At 55.8% G+C, this 16,473-nt stretch carries 17 protein-coding genes; 11 read left to right on the top strand and 6 right to left on the bottom strand.

The genetic code is table 11. The features are described from left to right. Positions 1 to 48: 48 nt before the first annotated feature. Positions 49 to 1,311 (top strand): FAD-dependent monooxygenase, encoded by a 1,263-nt coding sequence (locus ACR3EH_RS12790; protein WP_253746734.1) that lies wholly within the window; start codon positions 49 to 51, stop codon positions 1,309 to 1,311. Here ACR3EH_RS12790 and ACR3EH_RS12785 read toward each other — a convergent pair. The 5 genes from ACR3EH_RS12785 to ACR3EH_RS12765 form a co-directional block, all read right to left on the bottom strand. Next, positions 1,308 to 1,493, bottom strand: coding sequence for a Trm112 family protein (locus ACR3EH_RS12785; RefSeq protein WP_171676444.1), 186 nt, complete (start codon positions 1,491 to 1,493; stop codon positions 1,308 to 1,310). The genes ACR3EH_RS12790 and ACR3EH_RS12785 overlap by 4 nt on opposite strands. Further along, positions 1,490 to 2,131, bottom strand: coding sequence for an LON peptidase substrate-binding domain-containing protein (locus tag ACR3EH_RS12780; protein ID WP_171188645.1), 642 nt, complete (start codon positions 2,129 to 2,131; stop codon positions 1,490 to 1,492). The genes ACR3EH_RS12785 and ACR3EH_RS12780 overlap by 4 nt, the downstream gene beginning before the upstream one ends. A 27-nt stretch (positions 2,132 to 2,158) precedes the next feature. Further along, positions 2,159 to 3,073: a thioredoxin gene (gene trxA, locus ACR3EH_RS12775; protein ID WP_171188642.1), complete on the bottom strand. Its 915-nt coding sequence runs from the start codon at positions 3,071 to 3,073 to the stop codon at positions 2,159 to 2,161. 75 nt (positions 3,074 to 3,148) lie between these two features. After that, positions 3,149 to 3,937, bottom strand: a complete 789-nt coding sequence (locus tag ACR3EH_RS12770; protein WP_171188640.1) for an exodeoxyribonuclease III — start codon at positions 3,935 to 3,937, stop codon at positions 3,149 to 3,151. Positions 3,938 to 4,197: 260 nt separating this feature from the next. After that, on the bottom strand, positions 4,198 to 5,445 hold the full coding sequence (locus tag ACR3EH_RS12765; RefSeq protein ID WP_171186560.1) for a flavin-containing monooxygenase: 1,248 nt from the start codon (positions 5,443 to 5,445) through the stop codon (positions 4,198 to 4,200). Positions 5,446 to 5,649: 204 nt separating this feature from the next. Between ACR3EH_RS12765 and ACR3EH_RS12760 the strand changes: the two genes are divergently transcribed. From ACR3EH_RS12760 to ACR3EH_RS12725, 8 genes are all read left to right on the top strand, one after another. Beyond that, a complete protein-coding gene (locus ACR3EH_RS12760) occupies positions 5,650 to 6,804 on the top strand; it encodes an aromatic ring-hydroxylating oxygenase subunit alpha (RefSeq protein WP_171186563.1) in 1,155 nt (384 codons plus the stop codon). Further along, positions 6,794 to 7,210 carry a RidA family protein gene (locus ACR3EH_RS12755; RefSeq protein ID WP_171186565.1) on the top strand — a complete coding sequence of 139 codons (417 nt, stop codon included), beginning with the start codon at positions 6,794 to 6,796 and terminating at the stop codon, positions 7,208 to 7,210. Before ACR3EH_RS12760 ends, ACR3EH_RS12755 begins: the two co-directional genes overlap by 11 nt. Positions 7,211 to 7,215: 5 nt before the next feature. Beyond that, on the top strand, positions 7,216 to 7,890 hold the full coding sequence (locus ACR3EH_RS12750) for a DUF1028 domain-containing protein (protein ID WP_171186567.1): 675 nt from the start codon (positions 7,216 to 7,218) through the stop codon (positions 7,888 to 7,890). A 23-nt stretch (positions 7,891 to 7,913) separates the two neighbouring features. Next, the gene (locus ACR3EH_RS12745) at positions 7,914 to 9,023 is read left to right on the top strand and encodes an aromatic ring-hydroxylating oxygenase subunit alpha (RefSeq protein WP_171186569.1); all 1,110 of its coding nucleotides are present in this window, start codon (positions 7,914 to 7,916) and stop codon (positions 9,021 to 9,023) included. 54 nt (positions 9,024 to 9,077) lie between these two features. After that, positions 9,078 to 10,013, top strand: a complete 936-nt coding sequence (locus tag ACR3EH_RS12740) for a LysR family transcriptional regulator (protein WP_171186571.1) — start codon at positions 9,078 to 9,080, stop codon at positions 10,011 to 10,013. Further along, complete coding sequence (gene argE, locus ACR3EH_RS12735; RefSeq protein ID WP_171186573.1) at positions 10,010 to 11,155, top strand: acetylornithine deacetylase; 1,146 nt, start codon at positions 10,010 to 10,012, stop codon at positions 11,153 to 11,155. Before ACR3EH_RS12740 ends, argE begins: the two co-directional genes overlap by 4 nt. A 609-nt stretch (positions 11,156 to 11,764) precedes the next feature. Then, positions 11,765 to 12,310 carry a hypothetical protein gene (locus ACR3EH_RS12730; protein WP_171676446.1) on the top strand — a complete coding sequence of 182 codons (546 nt, stop codon included), beginning with the start codon at positions 11,765 to 11,767 and terminating at the stop codon, positions 12,308 to 12,310. Between the two features lie 332 nt (positions 12,311 to 12,642). Continuing rightward, positions 12,643 to 13,536, top strand: a complete 894-nt coding sequence (locus ACR3EH_RS12725) for a YegS/Rv2252/BmrU family lipid kinase (protein ID WP_171676448.1) — start codon at positions 12,643 to 12,645, stop codon at positions 13,534 to 13,536. A gap of 126 nt (positions 13,537 to 13,662) precedes the next feature. Here the strand turns inward: ACR3EH_RS12725 and ACR3EH_RS12720 are convergent, their stop codons facing one another. Then, complete coding sequence (locus ACR3EH_RS12720) at positions 13,663 to 14,757, bottom strand: AI-2E family transporter (protein ID WP_171186579.1); 1,095 nt, start codon at positions 14,755 to 14,757, stop codon at positions 13,663 to 13,665. Positions 14,758 to 15,224: 467 nt separating this feature from the next. On the opposite strand from ACR3EH_RS12720, the gene ACR3EH_RS12715 reads away from it, so the two are divergent. Together ACR3EH_RS12715 and ACR3EH_RS12710 are read left to right on the top strand one after the other, a co-directional pair. Next, the gene (locus ACR3EH_RS12715) at positions 15,225 to 16,169 is read left to right on the top strand and encodes an aldo/keto reductase (protein ID WP_480634833.1); all 945 of its coding nucleotides are present in this window, start codon (positions 15,225 to 15,227) and stop codon (positions 16,167 to 16,169) included. Positions 16,170 to 16,316: 147 nt separating this feature from the next. Further along, positions 16,317 to 16,472, top strand: coding sequence for a DUF5993 family protein (locus ACR3EH_RS12710; protein ID WP_253284635.1), 156 nt, complete (start codon positions 16,317 to 16,319; stop codon positions 16,470 to 16,472). Position 16,473 lies beyond the last annotated feature (1 nt).

The following is a 16,473-nucleotide window of genomic DNA, read 5'->3' as shown; positions in this document are numbered from 1 at the left end:
CCCCTCCGGAATTTTCAGCTTTGGGCGACGGTAGCGACAGGACTGCACATGGACAATCCCGAAAGGGCGCGCATATTGCATGGCATGACACAGGCATCTGATATTCTGATCGTGGGCGGCGGGCTGAACGGCCCCGCTTTGGCGCTGGCACTGGCACAAACAGGTCACTCAGTCACGGTGATCGATGCGTTGGCCGAAAAGGTCCGGAAGAACGCCGCCTTTGACGGCCGTGCCTATGCGTTGGCTTTGGCCTCACAACGCTTGCTGGATGCGACAGGAGTGTGGGCGCACGTGGCTGAGCACGCCCAACCAATGCTGGAAATCAAGGTCACAGACGGTCACGCGGGCGCAGGCCCCTCACCCTTTTTTATGCATTTCGACCATGCCGAGATCGAAGAAGGCCCGATGGGGTATATGGTCGAAGACCGCCATCTGCGCCGCGCTTTTCTGGACGCGATGGCCGAGGAGCCGCGCATCACCCAGATAAGCGGCAAGACAGTTGTATCCCAACAGAGCGACGCCACTGGGGTGACCTTAACGTTGGACGACGGCACAACCGTGGGCGGCAGCCTGCTGGTTGGGTGCGACGGCCGCCGCAGTGGCACCGCGTCACGGGCGGGCATCAAACGCACCGGTTGGGATTATGGTCAGACCGCGCTGGTCTGTGCCATCGAACATGATCTGCCGCACAATGGTATTGCACATCAGTTCTTCATGCCCCCCGGTCCGCTTGCGATTCTGCCGCTGACCGGAAACCGCAGCTCTATCGTCTGGAGCGAGCGTACCGAGACTGCGGCACGGATCAACGCCATGTCTGAAGAAGATTATCTGCAAGTGCTACGCCCGCGTTTCGGCGATTTTCTAGGTGAGATACGCTTGGCAGGCGACCGTTTCACATACCCGCTGAACCTGACCATCGCCAATTCCTTCATCGGCGACCGCATGGCACTGGTTGGGGACGCCGCCCACGGGATGCACCCCATTGCCGGTCAGGGCCTAAATGCCGGCCTGCGCGATGTCGGGGCTTTGGCTGAGGTTGTGACACTCGCCGGGCGGCGCGGTGAGGATATCGGCTCGGTCATGGTGCTAGAGCGTTATCAGGAATGGCGTCGCTTTGACACCGCCTCGCTTGCGATGGCGACGGATGTCTTCAACAAGCTGTTTTCCAACGACAATCCCTTGCTGCGTCTCGGTCGAGATATTGGAATGGGCATTGTCGGGTCATTGCCCGGATTGCGCCGTGGCTTTGTGCGAGAGGCCGCCGGGTTGACCGGAGATCTGCCCAAATTGTTGCAAGGACGAGCAATTTAGTCGAGCTGCCGCGCCTCATCGATCAGTATGACCGGGATCCCGTTGCGAATGGGAAAGGCCAGCCCGGCAGCTTTTGACACAAGCTCTTGTTTTTCCGCGTCATAGTGCAGAGTGGTGTGGGTCTGCGGGCAGATCAACGCTTCGAGCATATGCCGATCAAAAGCGTGGTCAGAGTCGGTCATTGTAGTTTTTCCTCATTCGATCCGCCGCGCATGGCGAATTCAATCAGCGTCACCAAGGTCTCACGCCGGGTGCGCAGGCAGGGGGCCTCCAAAAGAGCTTGTTTTTCTTCGGGATCGAAATCCAAAAGCATGGACAATGAGTTCACAAGCAACTCATCCTCTGCGTCTTTCATAGACTCCCAATCGGTCGACAATTGCCTGGACAAAAAGAAGCGTTCCAAAAGGGTCAGGAATTTTGTGCGATTGAACCCGTCGTCTTTCTCGGCCTTACCAAGATCGCGATCGAATCCATCCCACGAGACAGCACACCGGCGATAGGGTGTGAACGCGTCCAACTCTGACACAATGCGGAAGCGGGACACTCCGGTCAAAGTGATCAGATAGCGACCGTCTTCTGTTTCGGAAAACTGCGTTACACGCCCTGCACATCCAATGCGGTGCAGCTTTTTCTCGTCACTGATCGAAGGGTTCGGCTGAACCATTGCGATCAGTCTTTCCTTGGTTTTCAGCGCATCGTCCAGCATCTGTAGATAGCGCGGCTCGAAGATATGCAGAGGCAACGGCGACCGAGGCAACAGCAGTGCCCCGGGCAAAGGAAAAACGGATACCGTATCCGGCAGGTCGGCGGGATGCATCATGTACCCAATTCTAGCTCTGATCAGAGATTAGGCAAATATCATCGAGCTGAGTTTGCGACGCCCGTTCAGAACGATCGGATCATTGGGTTTGAGCGCATCAAAAATGGTAAATAGCTGCGCCTTAGCTGCGCCGTCATTCCACTCACGGTCCCGGCGGAACAGCTCCAGCAGTTGCGACACTGCCTCCTCCACTTCACCGTTTGCGTGCAGGGCCTGGGCCAGATCAAACCGGGCTTGTTGGTTTTCAGGATCAGCCTCAACAGCAGCCGTCAGTTCAGCAACAGGGCCTGCATCCGCGGCCTGCTTGGCCAGCTCTAGCTGTGCATGAGCAGCCTCCAGCTCGGCGGATGTCGAAATCTCGGCCGGGGCGCCATTCAGGATCGCCTCGGCCTGTTCCAGATCGCCGGTGGCGATATGCGCACGCACCAAGCCGCCATAGGCCGCCGCGTGGTTGGGGTCTTCACCCAGAATGGCTGAAAAGGTCTGCGCCGCGTCTGCAGCCGCGCCTTCGGTCAGCATTTCCTCGGCGGCTTGCACGGCATCATCCAGCTGACCGCCTGGGCTTTCACCGCCAGCCGCTTCGATTACACGGTCGACAAACGCCTTGATCTCGGACCCCGGCAGTGCGCCCTGAAACCCATCGACCGGTTGGCCCTTGAAAAAGGCGTAAACGGTTGGAATCGACTGGATCCGCATTTGCGAGGCGATCATCTGCGCCTCATCCACGTTGATCTTGACCATCTTCACCGCGCCTTTTGCGGCAGTTACGGCCTCTTCCAGCATTGGACCCAAAGTTTTGCACGGACCACACCAAGGTGCCCAGAAATCAACGATAACGGGTGTTTCCTGCGAAGCTTCGACCACGTCGGCCATGAAAGTGGCCTCGCTCCCGTCTTTGATCAGATCGGTGGCTGGGGCGTCTGCGCCGTTCAGAAGGTCCATGGCAATCACTCTCTCGTTCGAACTTGCGCCCTATATGCAATCGCTTGCAGCAGAAACCAAGGGCAGAGTTACATCTCAGACGTCAAAGGTCGCAAAGACCGGAGCATGATCGCTGGGCTTTTCCCACCCGCGCGCGTCCCGCAGGATGCGGCTGGAATGGCCTGCGTTGGAAATATCCGGCGTGGCCCAGACATGATCCAGCCGTCGCCCTTTATCCGCTGCATCCCAGTCGCGTGCGCGATACGACCACCAGCTATAAAGCTGCCCCTCGGGAATATCCTGCCGCGTAATGTCGACCCAACCACCTGCGTCCTGTGTTTCAGCCAGATGTTCAACTTCGATCGGTGTGTGCGAGACAACCTTGAGCAGTTGTTTATGCGACCAGACATCATCTTCACGCGGGGCGATGTTCAGGTCGCCGACCAGAATGGATTTCTGAGGCTTCTCCGCATGGAACCAGTCGCGCATGTCGGTGAGGTAATCGAGTTTCTGGCCGAACTTCTCATTCACATCCCGATCCGGCACGTCACCACCTGCCGGGACATAGAAGTTGTGGATGGTAACACCGTTTTCCAACCGTCCGGCGATGTGGCGCGCGTGGCCCAAACCGGCGAAATCCTTGTCGCCCACCTCCTCCATCGGTAGGCGCGACAGGATCGCGACGCCGTTATAGCCCTTCTGACCGCGCGCAACCATGTGGGTATAGCCCAGCTCGGCAAACCCTTCCGTCGGGATCTTTTCGACAGGCGATTTACATTCCTGCAGGCACAAAACATCCGGCGCTTCGTCCTGAAGTAGCTTCAGCACGATGGGCTCGCGCAGGCGGACCGAGTTGATGTTCCAGGTGGCAAGGGTGAAGGGCATGGGGGAATCCTCTGTCGCGGTTGGGCGGAGGTTAGCGTGGTGTGGGACGGGGTGCCATGGGAAAAGGCCCCAAAAGCCAGGTCAACGAATGACCGCTATGCGGACAAACCTGCCGTTCCGATAACACGTGCAGATCTCCGGTTCAGGCGCATTGCCAATTCAAATGGTAACGAAGCTGGCTGAAATCTTGGTTGCGGCTCAGCTAGTTTTTTGTCGATGTTTGCGAGAGGATAGAACTTCTCTACCGGATCGACGAAAAATTACAAAGGTGCCGGCCGGTAAGCCAAGTAGTTTTCTTGAATAGCGATTTGATCGACGATGAACTTTGCATCGTGCCAAACACCCCAAATGAACGAGGACCCGCGGCGCGATTGCCAGGGCAATCCCACAAAATATAGCCCGGGAACCGGCGAGACACCGCGTTGATGGATCGGGCGGCCCCGTTCATCCAACGTGTCGGCTTCGAGCCACCCATAGTCGAACTGAAAACCGGTGGCCCAAATAATTGTTCCAATGCCGTGATCCGCGAGGTTGAGTTCACGGATTGGGTTGATGACACAATCCGGATCGTTTGGAATAGTCCACGCCTCCGGCTCTTCCGGCAAATCCATCCCTGTTCGTGCCACGTAGGCGTCTGCCGCCTTCAGCAAGGACAGCATGTTCTCGTCACCCGCGTCGAGGTTGGTTTTGAGATCGTCAGCAATCTGCAAGATACCGTTCTCATACCCTGAAGACATGCCCAAAAGCGTGATCCCACGGTCTGCAAGGTGCCTGAAATCTACCGTTTTTCCGCCTTGCGCACCGCTGACGGCGATTGTTACGTGTTCGGTGCCGGGTGCCGGAGTGTCGAGGTTCCAAATGCCCAGCACACCCAGCCACCAAACATTGTCGCGGCCACGGTACCTGCGCGGCGGCCGGTCGTGCGGGCCGATGGAGAAGAAGACCTTGCGCCCGGCCTCGTGCAGCTCTGCTGCAATCTGCGAGCCAGACGATCCGCCGCCGATTACTAGAACCGCGCCGTCCGGCAAGGCGCCGGGGTTTCGGTAGGCGGTCGAGTGCATTTGCGTGACGTCCGTGGTCTGCGGAATGATTTGCGGGATGGCGGGTTTCTGGAATGGGCCCGTGGCGCTGACGAGGTGGCGTGCTTCGAGTGTACCCCTCGACGTCTCGATCAGAAATCCCGGCCGATCAGCATGGGGGCGGGCTTTTTCCACCGTGACACCGGTGCGCACGGGCGCGTCGATCAGCTGAGCATAATCTTCAAAGTAACGGGCGACGCTTTCCTTGTCAGGAAAGCTGTCGCTTTCGCAGCTGAAAGCCATGCCGGGGAAACGGTCGTGCCAGGCAGGACCGTTCGCAACCAGCGAGTCCCATCTTTCGGATCGCCAGCGCTCGGCGATACGGCCGCGCTCCAAGACGACATGCTCAATGCCTTGAGCGCGCAGGTGTTCGCTGGTTGCTATGCCCGCCTGGCCAGCGCCAATAACAACAGCGTCGAACTTTTCCATGCTACAGACCCTTCGCACATTGAACACTCTTAGGGCGCTGACCTTGTCCCGCCATGCGCCCTGGACAGACATTGATTTTCTCTTGCCTTATGTCGATTAGTTTTTGTCTAATCATCGATAAGCTGGACTTGTTCTTTGTTTGCCGCCACAGCCGTTAAATTATGCGCGGAGCGTTGGCCAACGGCTCAGATCAGGAGTGTGTTCATGCCGAAAGACCATGTGGATCCAATAGATGCCCTGAGGAAAAATACCTCGGTCCCGTTTGAGCGCGCGCGCGCTATGCCAACAGAGGTTTATACCGAGGAGAGCTTTGTCGATGCAGAGCTCGAATATATCTTTCACAAGGATTGGTATTGCGTAGGGCGCGCCGACGCGTTGGCGGCACCGGGGGATTACGTCGCGTGCGAATTGGCGGATCAGCCGATCGTCGTGCTTCGGGATCGCGACGGTGAATTGCGCGCCATGAGCAATGTCTGCCTACACCGCATGTCCACGCTTTTGCACGGGCGTGGCAATGCCAAGACGATCGTGTGCCCCTATCATGCCTGGACGTACAACCTTGACGGCAAGTTGCGTGGCGCGCCTGCGATGGCCCAGAACGAGGGGTTTTGCAAAGACCACTACGCGCTGCCGCAGGTGCGCTGCGAAGAGTGGCTGGGTTGGGTGTTTGTCTGCCTTGATCCCGAGGCCGCCCCAGTGGCGGAGCAACTGTCCGAAGTGGCCCGCATGATTGAAGGCTATGACATGGCCAACTACTCGGAAGCGTTTTACGAAGAGCATGTCTGGGACACGAACTGGAAGGTGCTAGCCGAAAACTTCATGGAGAGCTACCATCTGCCGGTGTGCCATGCCGGGACGATTGGCGGCCTGTCGCGGTTAGAGGATATGATCTGTCCGCCGGGCCATGCAGCGTTCAATTATCATACGATCCTAAAAGATGAATCGTTGCGCATTGCGATGGCGCATCCGGAGAATGACCGGCTCCACGGCGATGAGCGGCGCACGACCTACCTTCTGGCGCTCTATCCCAGCTTGATGATCACGCTGACACCGGGCTATTTCTGGTATCTGTCTCTGCACCCCAAAGGCCCTGGTCAGGTACATATTCGTTTTGGCGGCGGCATGTCGAACGATTTTGCTGATGACCCGAACGCACAAGAGAACTTCACAGCGCTTAAAGCGCTGCTGGATGATGTAAATGTCGAGGATCGGGGATGCACAGAGAAGGTCTATAACGGGCTGTGCTCGGATGCCGCCACGCCCGGACACCTCAGCCATCTGGAGCGTCCCAATTACGATTTCGCTCAATATCTGATGGCAAAGATTGATGCAGGGAGCGCGGCGCAACATGGCTCATGAGCGAATCCGGTGTTTCAATGCCGCCGATACCTATCCCGAACAGTCGCTCGACAACGATCTCTGTCAGGCGGTTGTCACACGCGGCGGGCGCACCGTCTGGATGCGGGGGCAATGCCCGCAGAATCTGGACGACGCCAAGAACATCGACAGCCATGACCCAAGGGAGCAGACCCACAAGGTGATGCAAAACATCCAGCAGTTGATCGAAGAGGCCGGTGGCGAGATGGCGCATCTGGTCAAGGTTGTCGTCTACATCACCGATGTGCGGAACCGCGAGGCGGTCTATCGCACGATGGGCGAATACATTAAAGGCGTGCATCCGGTGTCCACGGGGCTTGTCGTGCAGGCGCTTGCGCGCCCCGAATGGTTGGTGGAGATTGATGCTACCGCTGTGATCCCGGATTAGGCGCAATGACTTTTTCACTCGTGGCCCGTTGCGCCAAAACCGGGATGTTTGGCATGGCAATTTCCTCCTCCTCGCCCGCCGTGGCGGCGCGCTGTGCCTATGCGCGCGCGGGCGTTGGGGCCGTTGCCAGCCAGAACGTGACCGACCCGCGTCTTGGGCCGGTGACGCTGGATCTGATGGAACAGGGCGCGTCGGCAGCCGATGCGGTACATACAGTCACAAGCGAAGCTGCGCATATCGAGTACCGACAGCTCTTGGCAATTGATGCAGCCGGGAGCACGGCCATTCATTCTGGAAAAAACGTTCTGGGCAACTGGAACGAGGCCCAGGGGATCAATGTCGCCTCTGGCGGTAACCTGCTGGCCCATGACGGTGTACCGGCTGCAATCGTTGCTGCTTTTGAGGCTTCGATCGGACATCTGGGCGACCGCCTGATTGCTGCGATGCGCGCAGGCCTCGACGCAGGCGGTGAGGCTGGTCCGGTGCACTCTGCTGGCATGCTGCTGGTTGATCAGGTCGCGTGGCCCGTGGCCGATCTGCGCTGCGACTGGACGGAGCAGTGCCCGATCGATGCGATGGCCACCTCCTGGGATATGTACAAGCCGCAACTGGACGATTACGTGCGGCGCGCGCTGGACCCCGGCGCGGCGCCTTCCTACGGGGTTCCGGGCGACGCATGAACAGCAGCACACAGGAGGATGGTATGACCTATCTGCGAGATAAACTTCAAACACTGGCTGCTTTGCCTCCGGACCGGCCTATGGGAATGCCCGGAGGCTTTTACACGTCGCAGGACCAGTTCGAGCATGAGGCGCGCACTGTTTTGCGCAGCGGCTGGCATTGTCTGGGCCGGGTTGATGAAGTCCCGGAGCCAGGTGACTTCTTTACCGCGCAGATTTTAAATGAACCGTTGCTCGTGGTGCGCGGCGATGACAGCGCCGTTCGGGTGCTGGCCAATGTCTGCCGCCACCGCGGTATGCCGCTGGCGGAGGGGCGTGGCAACACGAAGCGGTTTGTCTGCTCGTATCACGCATGGGCGTATGGGCGTGATGGCGGCCTGCTGCGCGCGCCGCGAATGGAAAATGCCGGATTCGATGCCAAGTCCTGCAAGCTGCCGGAACACACGGTGCAGCTTTGGAACGGCTTCATCTACGTGAACCTTGACGCAAGCGCGGAACCTTTTGAGCACGCCGAACTCGACGACATGCTGGCGCCTTACGAGACGGCGGACTTCCGCCTCGTTCATGTGGCCGAGGAAGACTGGCAAACCAACTGGAAATGCCTCGTTGAGAACTTCATGGAGGGCTATCACCTGAGCGTGGTCCATCCGCAAACGCTTCATGGCTATACGCCGTCAGGGCTGTCCCGCAAGCTGATAAGCGGGGATGGCTATACGTCTTATGCCGCAAATTACCCCGACAACATTACACCGCGCGGGGACGGGGCCCCGGGGCTGAGTGAGGCGGAACGCAAAAGGTCTTCCCTTTTTGCCAAGTTCCCGACCCAAGTCGCCAGCCAGGCCGCAAGTCTGCTGGTGTCGTTGTCGATCTTCCCGATCCACGCCAACCTGATCCGCGTCAAATGGACCATGTCCGTTTATCGCGACAATCTGGATCATGATACGATCCAGCAGCGCATCGCGCTTTGGGAAGAGGTCAATCGGGAGGACCGGGAAAAGCTTGAGCGCATGCAGGTCTCGCTGCATTCTGCCCATGCAATCGAAGGTCCGCTGGCCGGGGATGACTATGAAGGCACTATCCGGGACTTTCAGATATGGCTTGCCCGGCAAGATGCTGCCCTTAGCGCGGCTTGACGGGGTGCGCTGTCTCGACACCCGCTCATCCAGCGACCCTTCCGGAGCGCTGACATGTCGCGGCTGACCCTCAGGCAGTTAGAGTATCTTGTCGCCGTTGGCGAAACCGGCAGCATTGCGCGGGCGGCGGACCGGTTGAATGTGTCGCCGCCATCAATCTCTTCAGCTATCACCCAGCTTGAGGACGAACTGGGCATTTTGCTTTTTGTGCGTCAGCACGCTCAGGGCCTTTCGCTCACCCAAGGCGGGCAGAGGGTGTCTGACCAAGCGCGCCAAGTCCTGAATGGCGCGCGCGAGATCGCGAACATAGCCGCTGACATCTCCGGCGTTGCGCGGGGCCCATTGGCGGTGGGGTGTTTACTGACCTTCGCGCAACTCGTGTTGCCACGGCTCAGACGCGGGTTTGAAAGCGGTTACCCCGATGTCAGGGTCGTCCAGAAGGAATTGAACCAAGCGGAAATCTTGCACGCCTTGCAGCGCTCCGAAATCGATATCGCGCTGACCTATGACATGGATATCCCGACGGATCTGAACTTCATCGGGCTTGTACGTCTCACTCCGTTTGCCTTGTTGCATGCTGGGCATGAGCTGGCCGAACGCGCGTCCGTGTCGATTGCCGATTTGGCGGAGTTGCCGATGGTCCTGCTCGATCTGCCGATCAGCGCGGATTACTTCTTGTCGCTGTTCTCGGCGACAGTACAACAGCCCCGCATCGTGGAGCGGACGCGTGACATGGCGGTGATGCGGTCGATGGTGGGCAATGCTTTCGGTTACTCCATCGCGAATGTGCGGCCGCAAAGCGATATATCACCGGATGGCAGCCCGCTGGTCTGCGTGCCGATCTCGGGGCCCGTCCGGTCGCTGCGCATGGGCCTTTTGACCACGCATGGCGCGGAGAAATCCCGCACGGTGCAGGCGTTTATCGACTATGCGCGGGATCAGGTACGCTCCGGCGCGTTCGACGCCATTAGTGGGGAGGCGCTGACGTGACGCTGTCACTGGAGGTGCTAGAGCGATTGGTCGCTTTTAACACGGTCAGCGATCGCTCGAACCTTGCCATGATCGTCTATGTCGAGGATTTTCTGCGCTCTCGCGGGTTCCGGGTGCAGCGCATTGTTGATGCGGAGGAGGAGAAAGCGGGCCTTTTTGCCGAGATCGGGCCATCGGTTGACGGCGGCCTGCTGCTGTCGGCGCATTCCGATGTGGTGCCAGTTACAGGTCAAGACTGGAGCGTCCCGCCCTTCAAGCTGACCCGACAAGGCGAGCGGCTTTTCGGGCGCGGCACGACCGATATGAAAGGGTTTCTGGCAGAGATGCTGGCCGTCGCAGATGCGGTGCACGCCCGAGACCTGAAAGCGCCGTTGAAGCTTTTAGTGTCCTACGACGAAGAGATTGGCTGCGTCGGGATTACGCGGATGAAGGACCGTCTGCCGCCGCTGCTGGGACGTCCGCGACTGGCCATCGTTGGTGAGCCGACCGAGATGCAGGTGGCCATTGGTCACAAAGGCAAGCGCGCTTATCGTGCGGACATTCGGGGAGAGGTCGGTCATTCCGCGCTGGCACCGACTTTTGTCAACGCGCTGCATGTGGCAGTCGATTTTGTTGGCAAGATGCGAGGCATGCAGAAGGTCGCGCGCGATACCGGAGCCCGCAACGCGGCCTATGACGTGCCTTACACGACATTCCATGTCGGTCAGCTGTCCGGCGGAACAGCGCTGAACTTCGTCCCCGACAAAGCTACGCTTCTCTGTGAGTTCAGACATCTGGCCGAAGATGACCCGGAGGAGATCGAAGTGCAGCTTCGGCAGGCGGCAGAGGCGGTCACGGCTGAGTTTCCGCCTGCCGCGCAAATCTCGCTTCAGGCTTTGGCGGGATATCCCGGCCTGTCTATGGCAGCATCCGACCCGGTGGTCTCGCTCGCGCGGTCCTGGTGCGGCGGCGACACGACCCATGTGGCCTTTGGCACGGAGGCAGGCGTTCTTTCCAGCCTGGGCATTCCAACCGTCGTGTGCGGTCCTGGCTCAATGGCTGAACAGGGGCACAAGCCGGATGAGTTCATTTCCATGCTTCAGCTGAATGCCTGTTCCGTCATGCTCCAAAATGGCGCTAAACAAGTTTTATACAGAAGTTAGAACAGCGCCATGTTTAACCTCAACAAAACCATTATTTTCGCCCTAGTAGGATTCAGCAAAATTTTTTGCCGACTTCTATTCACAAAGCGTCAGTACTTTGGTTGCCAATAATCCCAGCAACACAGCTCACAATACATTCTTAGCGATTGTAGCGGTTCACTGAAACGTCTTCGATAACGCTTTGATGCCGATGAACGCTTTGTGCGAGTTGCTGCCGTTCATGGTGTTTGCAGCATTTGGTAGGTATGGGCTCGAAGTAGTAATTGGCTGCAGGCTTCTACAAAGGCAGCTCTGCGGACAAAACAGCCTAAAACTTATAGAGCCACTTCGTGACTGCCCAACACTGAATTGTTGTACCGCACACTAATGAGTAATTTTTTTGGTTCGCATGCTCCGTCATTTATTGTTTGGTCAATGAAGAGATTGTCAATGATTGTTAAGTTTCCGCATGTCTGGAACTGAAACATGTGTGACCGCTAAGCCAGCCGGTAGTGCATCCACTTTGGCGCATCAACCTCAATTGCTCGTTACAGCACCAGAAAACTTGGTTCACGGTTGCTACAAACCGTTGACCTAAGGACAAAAAACGAGGATTTCGTAGATTTGTTGGTGAAACACCTTAGTGATTTTAACCTATTGGTTTCCGATCATCCGACTAAATTCGGTGCAGGAGAAGAGAACACAATTCTGAAACGCTTCTCCCATCTCCCCAATGTGCACTTCGTAACTCCCGATCAGCACGCGCGCTTCCCATCGTGGAGGCTTGCGCAGCATGTCGATGGCTTGTCCGTAACGGACTCAAAAACTGTCTTTTTGAGATGCTTTTTCTCTAAACCAGTTTTTCAGATCAGCAGCGTGGCTACCGGTGCATGGTTAAACACCTATACTAATCCAGTTTCGTTCGCCAAGGATCTGAGGAGCGGGACCGCCAAAGTAGCACATCGCGAAGACGATCTTCACAACTTCTATAATTACTCCAAGCACTTATTGTACCCCGTTCAAGATGCGCCACTGTTGGCTGGACATTCAGGTTGGCTGCGGCGACAACGGCCCTTCATCGATAATGGCATGGGTATCCCCGAGCTCGAAGCAATGCTACAGATACAAAAACGGGTAAGTCGCCTTGATGCTTCAAAAGAGCCAAACCTACTCTAGCGCCATCTGTTCAAGTTTCGTGCGCAGAAGCTGCGACCGCTTTGGGCTCAACGCGGTCATCTGAACACTTTTGTCGGATGTCCACAAAGCGGCTCAAACCGGACGCTCAATACCGGTCTGCACGCGGCAACGTATACTTTGACGCCCCACTGACCGCTTATGCAGGAACTGGACTTTGATTTGAAAAGAACCTACGTCCGAGTTGCGGACAAAGCTGACTACTGTCATTTAGGGGTTGGCTAGCGCAAATAAAGTTTCAATTGCCGGAGCGCCCCTGCATTAAGAAATGTTAAGGCGGTTGCTCCAACTTGTTAGAGCTTTATGCTGGAACTATGGCCAAACGTACCCTGCTAGTTCTCAATAGGAAGTCCGCAGCAAGACCCGAACTGCGTTCAGCTGTCCGCCCATTGGAAAAAGAGCTTGGCATTAGGGTTTGTATTCCTTGGTCAGGAAAAGACTTGAGGAAGACCCTTCGAGAAGCCGTAAGCGATGGCGTAACCAGGGTGATCGCGGGCGGCGGTGACGGCACTTTGAACTCGGTCGCGGATGCTGTTTTGAAGTTGAAGTCAAGGTCGCCTGTCTCGCTAGGTCTTGTTCCGTTGGGGACAGCAAATGATTTCGCCCGGTCGTATGGTGATAAGGGTTTGGACTTGGCAACATCTGTTCGAGTTGCAGCATCGGAAGACGCGCAACCAATTGATGTCGGATACATAAACGGCAGTCCATTTGTGAATGTTGCAAGCGGCGGTTTTGGAGCGATGATCACTGCAACGACACCCAAGGAAATGAAGAAAAGGCTCGGCGGCCTCGCGTACACACTGTTTGGGCTTGCTCGCCTATCTGATGCAAAATCTGTTCCAGCAAAGATCTCAATTGATGAAAAAGACCCGTACGACGTTTCCATTTCCGCAATAGCGATTGCGAACAGCCGCTATGCAGGTGGCGGTTTTGACGTGGCACCAGAAGCGAACATCTCCGATGGGTTGCTCGATTTAAGCGTGCTCTCCACGGAGCGATTGATGCCAGAAAACCTGCCCTTTGGCAGGCTACCGGATTTTTCGGACCCCGAAGAGGGTGTTGTGCAACGCTCTCGTCTGAGATCTATGGTTTTGGAAACCTCCCAGCCGTTTCATATGAATTTGGACGGCGAACCGATGATTGATCAACGCTTTGAGGTTTCAATTAAACCAAAAGCGCTGAACTTCGTTTTCCCAAGCGGTAAGTAGTGCGGGTCTCTCCTTAAACTCAGACTTCGCACGGTGTTTCCAACGTTTTATTCGGGGCTGGCACATACACTCGCCGATAGAGTCAGGTAAAAAGCCGCCATCCATTTTGGCGAACGTCTCTCGCGCTTAGCTGTTCACTGCGTCAGTGTCGTTTATCTTCCCATCACCGGACATCAGTATCGCGATTGGCTGCGTTGACGGGATATTCGAAAGCACAATCATGATGCACACGGTGATCGGGACGCTCATCAACGCTCCGGCAATGCCCCAGATCGCAGTCCAAAAAGTGAGCGCCAAAATGACCATGAATGGCGATAAATTCAGGCTTTTCCCAAGTAGCATTGGCTCCAGGATATTGCCGATAGAGAATTGAACCGCGCCACAACCAATCAGAACCACAAGAAAGGGCACGACTTCTTCAAACTGTACCAGTGCGACAATGGAAGGAAGCGCGACGCCGACGATAGAGCCGACTGTCGGGATAAAATTCAACAAAAACGCAAGAACCGCCCAGGTTTCAGAGAAGTCCAGGCCGACGGATGCCATCACGGTATAACTGCCCAAGCCAGTTAGTGCACTCACCAGCGTTTTGATGCCAACATATTTTTGAATGCTGTCCGACGTGCTCTCAAGAACACGACGAACTTTTTCAGCGGCTTCCCTGTCTTTGATTGCGAGCTTGATTTTGGCGCGCATTGGAACGCGTTCAACCAACATGAATGGCACATAGAGCAGCACCAGGAAAAAAGCGCTTAGGAACGCCCCAGCAGACCCGATCACTCCTGTCGCGAACCCAGCCAGGTTGATTTGTTCCAAAGCCTTTACCGCGGCTGCATAGTTGTCTTGCCCAACAAGTGAAACCAGCTTTGCTACTATGCTGGAAAACCGTTCCTCGTAGCGCGGAAAAGCTTCCGAAACCTCACCGGCTTGACTGGATAGTATCGACAGAACAAGCGAGAGGCCGATTAACACAATTGAAATTGCGGCCAAATGCGCAAACCACTTCGGGACAGTCTTTCCAAATATCTTGAATCTACCAATGCGATCTGCAGTCGCTGTGAGGAGAACGAACAGGAGAGCCGCAAAAAACAGGGGAACCAGTACAGACGAAGCGAGGACTAACGACGCTATTGTCAAGAACACAAGGACGACCAACTGATACCAGAAAGTGAGCCCCCAGAAACCTGGAGCGGGACCTTTATCATTTGAACCCTGATTCATTCACAAGCTCCATAAAAAGGTTGAGAGTCGTCCTGCGGATTTTTTTGGAAATCTATTAGGTCGCCTTGAACGTAACTTGGCAAGTGGTCCAGTTACTTCTCTCTAGAACAAATAGTGGAAATTTTCAGGTGAAAACTCTAATATTTTTGCCGTGAACTTGCTGTCGATCCGAATGCTGCATCTCGAAGGTTGCTAACGACAGTCTGGTTCTTTTGCCACCTACTGAGATCGGATATCTAGTAGTCCGCTTTGGGCTCAAAACGGTCATTCGCATTGTTTCGTGGCCCATCAGGTCTTCCAAAGTCGGCAACGCGGACATTTCTGCCATTCGCGAAAAAGCTTTGTGAATTTTCGGCTTGAACGATTGCGTTGAGGCCTGAGAGTAACTCCAGCAACAAGCCTGACTTGTTTTCAATAAACTACTGGCGCAACATCTATGAATGTCCTGAACCAATTGGGAGGTTGGCATGGCAGAGCTAGGCGAAATTGGCAAGACTGGGGTACGGGTTCCTCGCATCGGGTTTGGATCGACGGGGTTGGGGAGTATTCCGGAAATCTATGGGTATGAAGTTGAGGAAGACCGCGCGATTGATACAATTCGGGCAATTCTTTCGCAGCCAAATGCGTTCCTGGACACTTCCCGTTGCTATGCCATGGGACGAAGTGAAGAGCGCATAGGTCAAGTCATTCGTGAGCTTGGTGGGTGGTCGGAAGGGCGAGTGCTTTCCACCAAAATCGACCGGGACATGGAAACCGGTGCTTTTGATGGTTCTCAGGCACGTAGATCATTCGAGGAAAGTCTTACGGCCTTAAGCGTCGACAGCGTTGATATACTCCACGTCCATGATTTCGAATATGCAAGTGACCTATCTGAGGTCAAAGGGCGGGGTGGCGCGATTGAAGAGTTGTTCCGTATCAAGGAGGAAGGTCTGGCCAAGGCGGTCGGAATCGCGGCGGGACGTATCGACTTGATGATGCCAATTTTGGAGATTTGGGATTTTGACGTGGTCCTGACACACAACAGGCATACTGTGGTGAACGATAACGCGGCACCTCTAATGAAGCTCGCGAAATCACGAGGCGTTTCGATATTGAACGCAGCACCGTATTCCGGAGGTGCACTGGCCCGAGGCAGCGCGATCCATCGCTTTTATGTCTATCGACCTGCAGATGATGAAGTACTTGCGCCAATACGTGCTGTTGAAGAGGTATGCGGGCATTACGATGTCCCAGTCGGAGCGGTCGCGTTGCAATACTCTTTAAAAAACGACGACATTACTTCGACGGTTTGCGGAGTGACATGGCCTCAGCATGTTCAACAGGCAATGGAATGGGCAGAGTGGCCCATCCCTGAAGGCGTTTGGGACGAACTCGCCAAGCTCGGGAGTTCTTCGGAGAATCCTGAGGCTTAGAGCAAAACCCCAAAGGGGACAATATCTCAAACAAGGCGGAAGATTATGCGAGATTTGTTCTGGAGCTCAGAACCTATTTTCGAAAAAGAAAACGGTGTCCTCAGTGCCTGCTAGTATCGACAAGGCCAAAAAGTCAAAGGGATCAATATGATTGCATTACTATTTGCGTTGTTCACATGCGCCTTGGGGCTCGCTTACTACAAACTCGTTCGCCTTTCATACGCACTCTTCGCAGTAACGCTTTTGGCGAGCGTTTATTGGCTAAAATTTCATGCAACAACGCCGCTTTCAATCCAATTGTGAG

Source organism: Ruegeria sp. BG7, from assembly GCF_056535685.1.
Note: the sequence above shows the minus strand (reverse complement) of the source record. Positions and strands in the feature narration are given on the sequence as shown.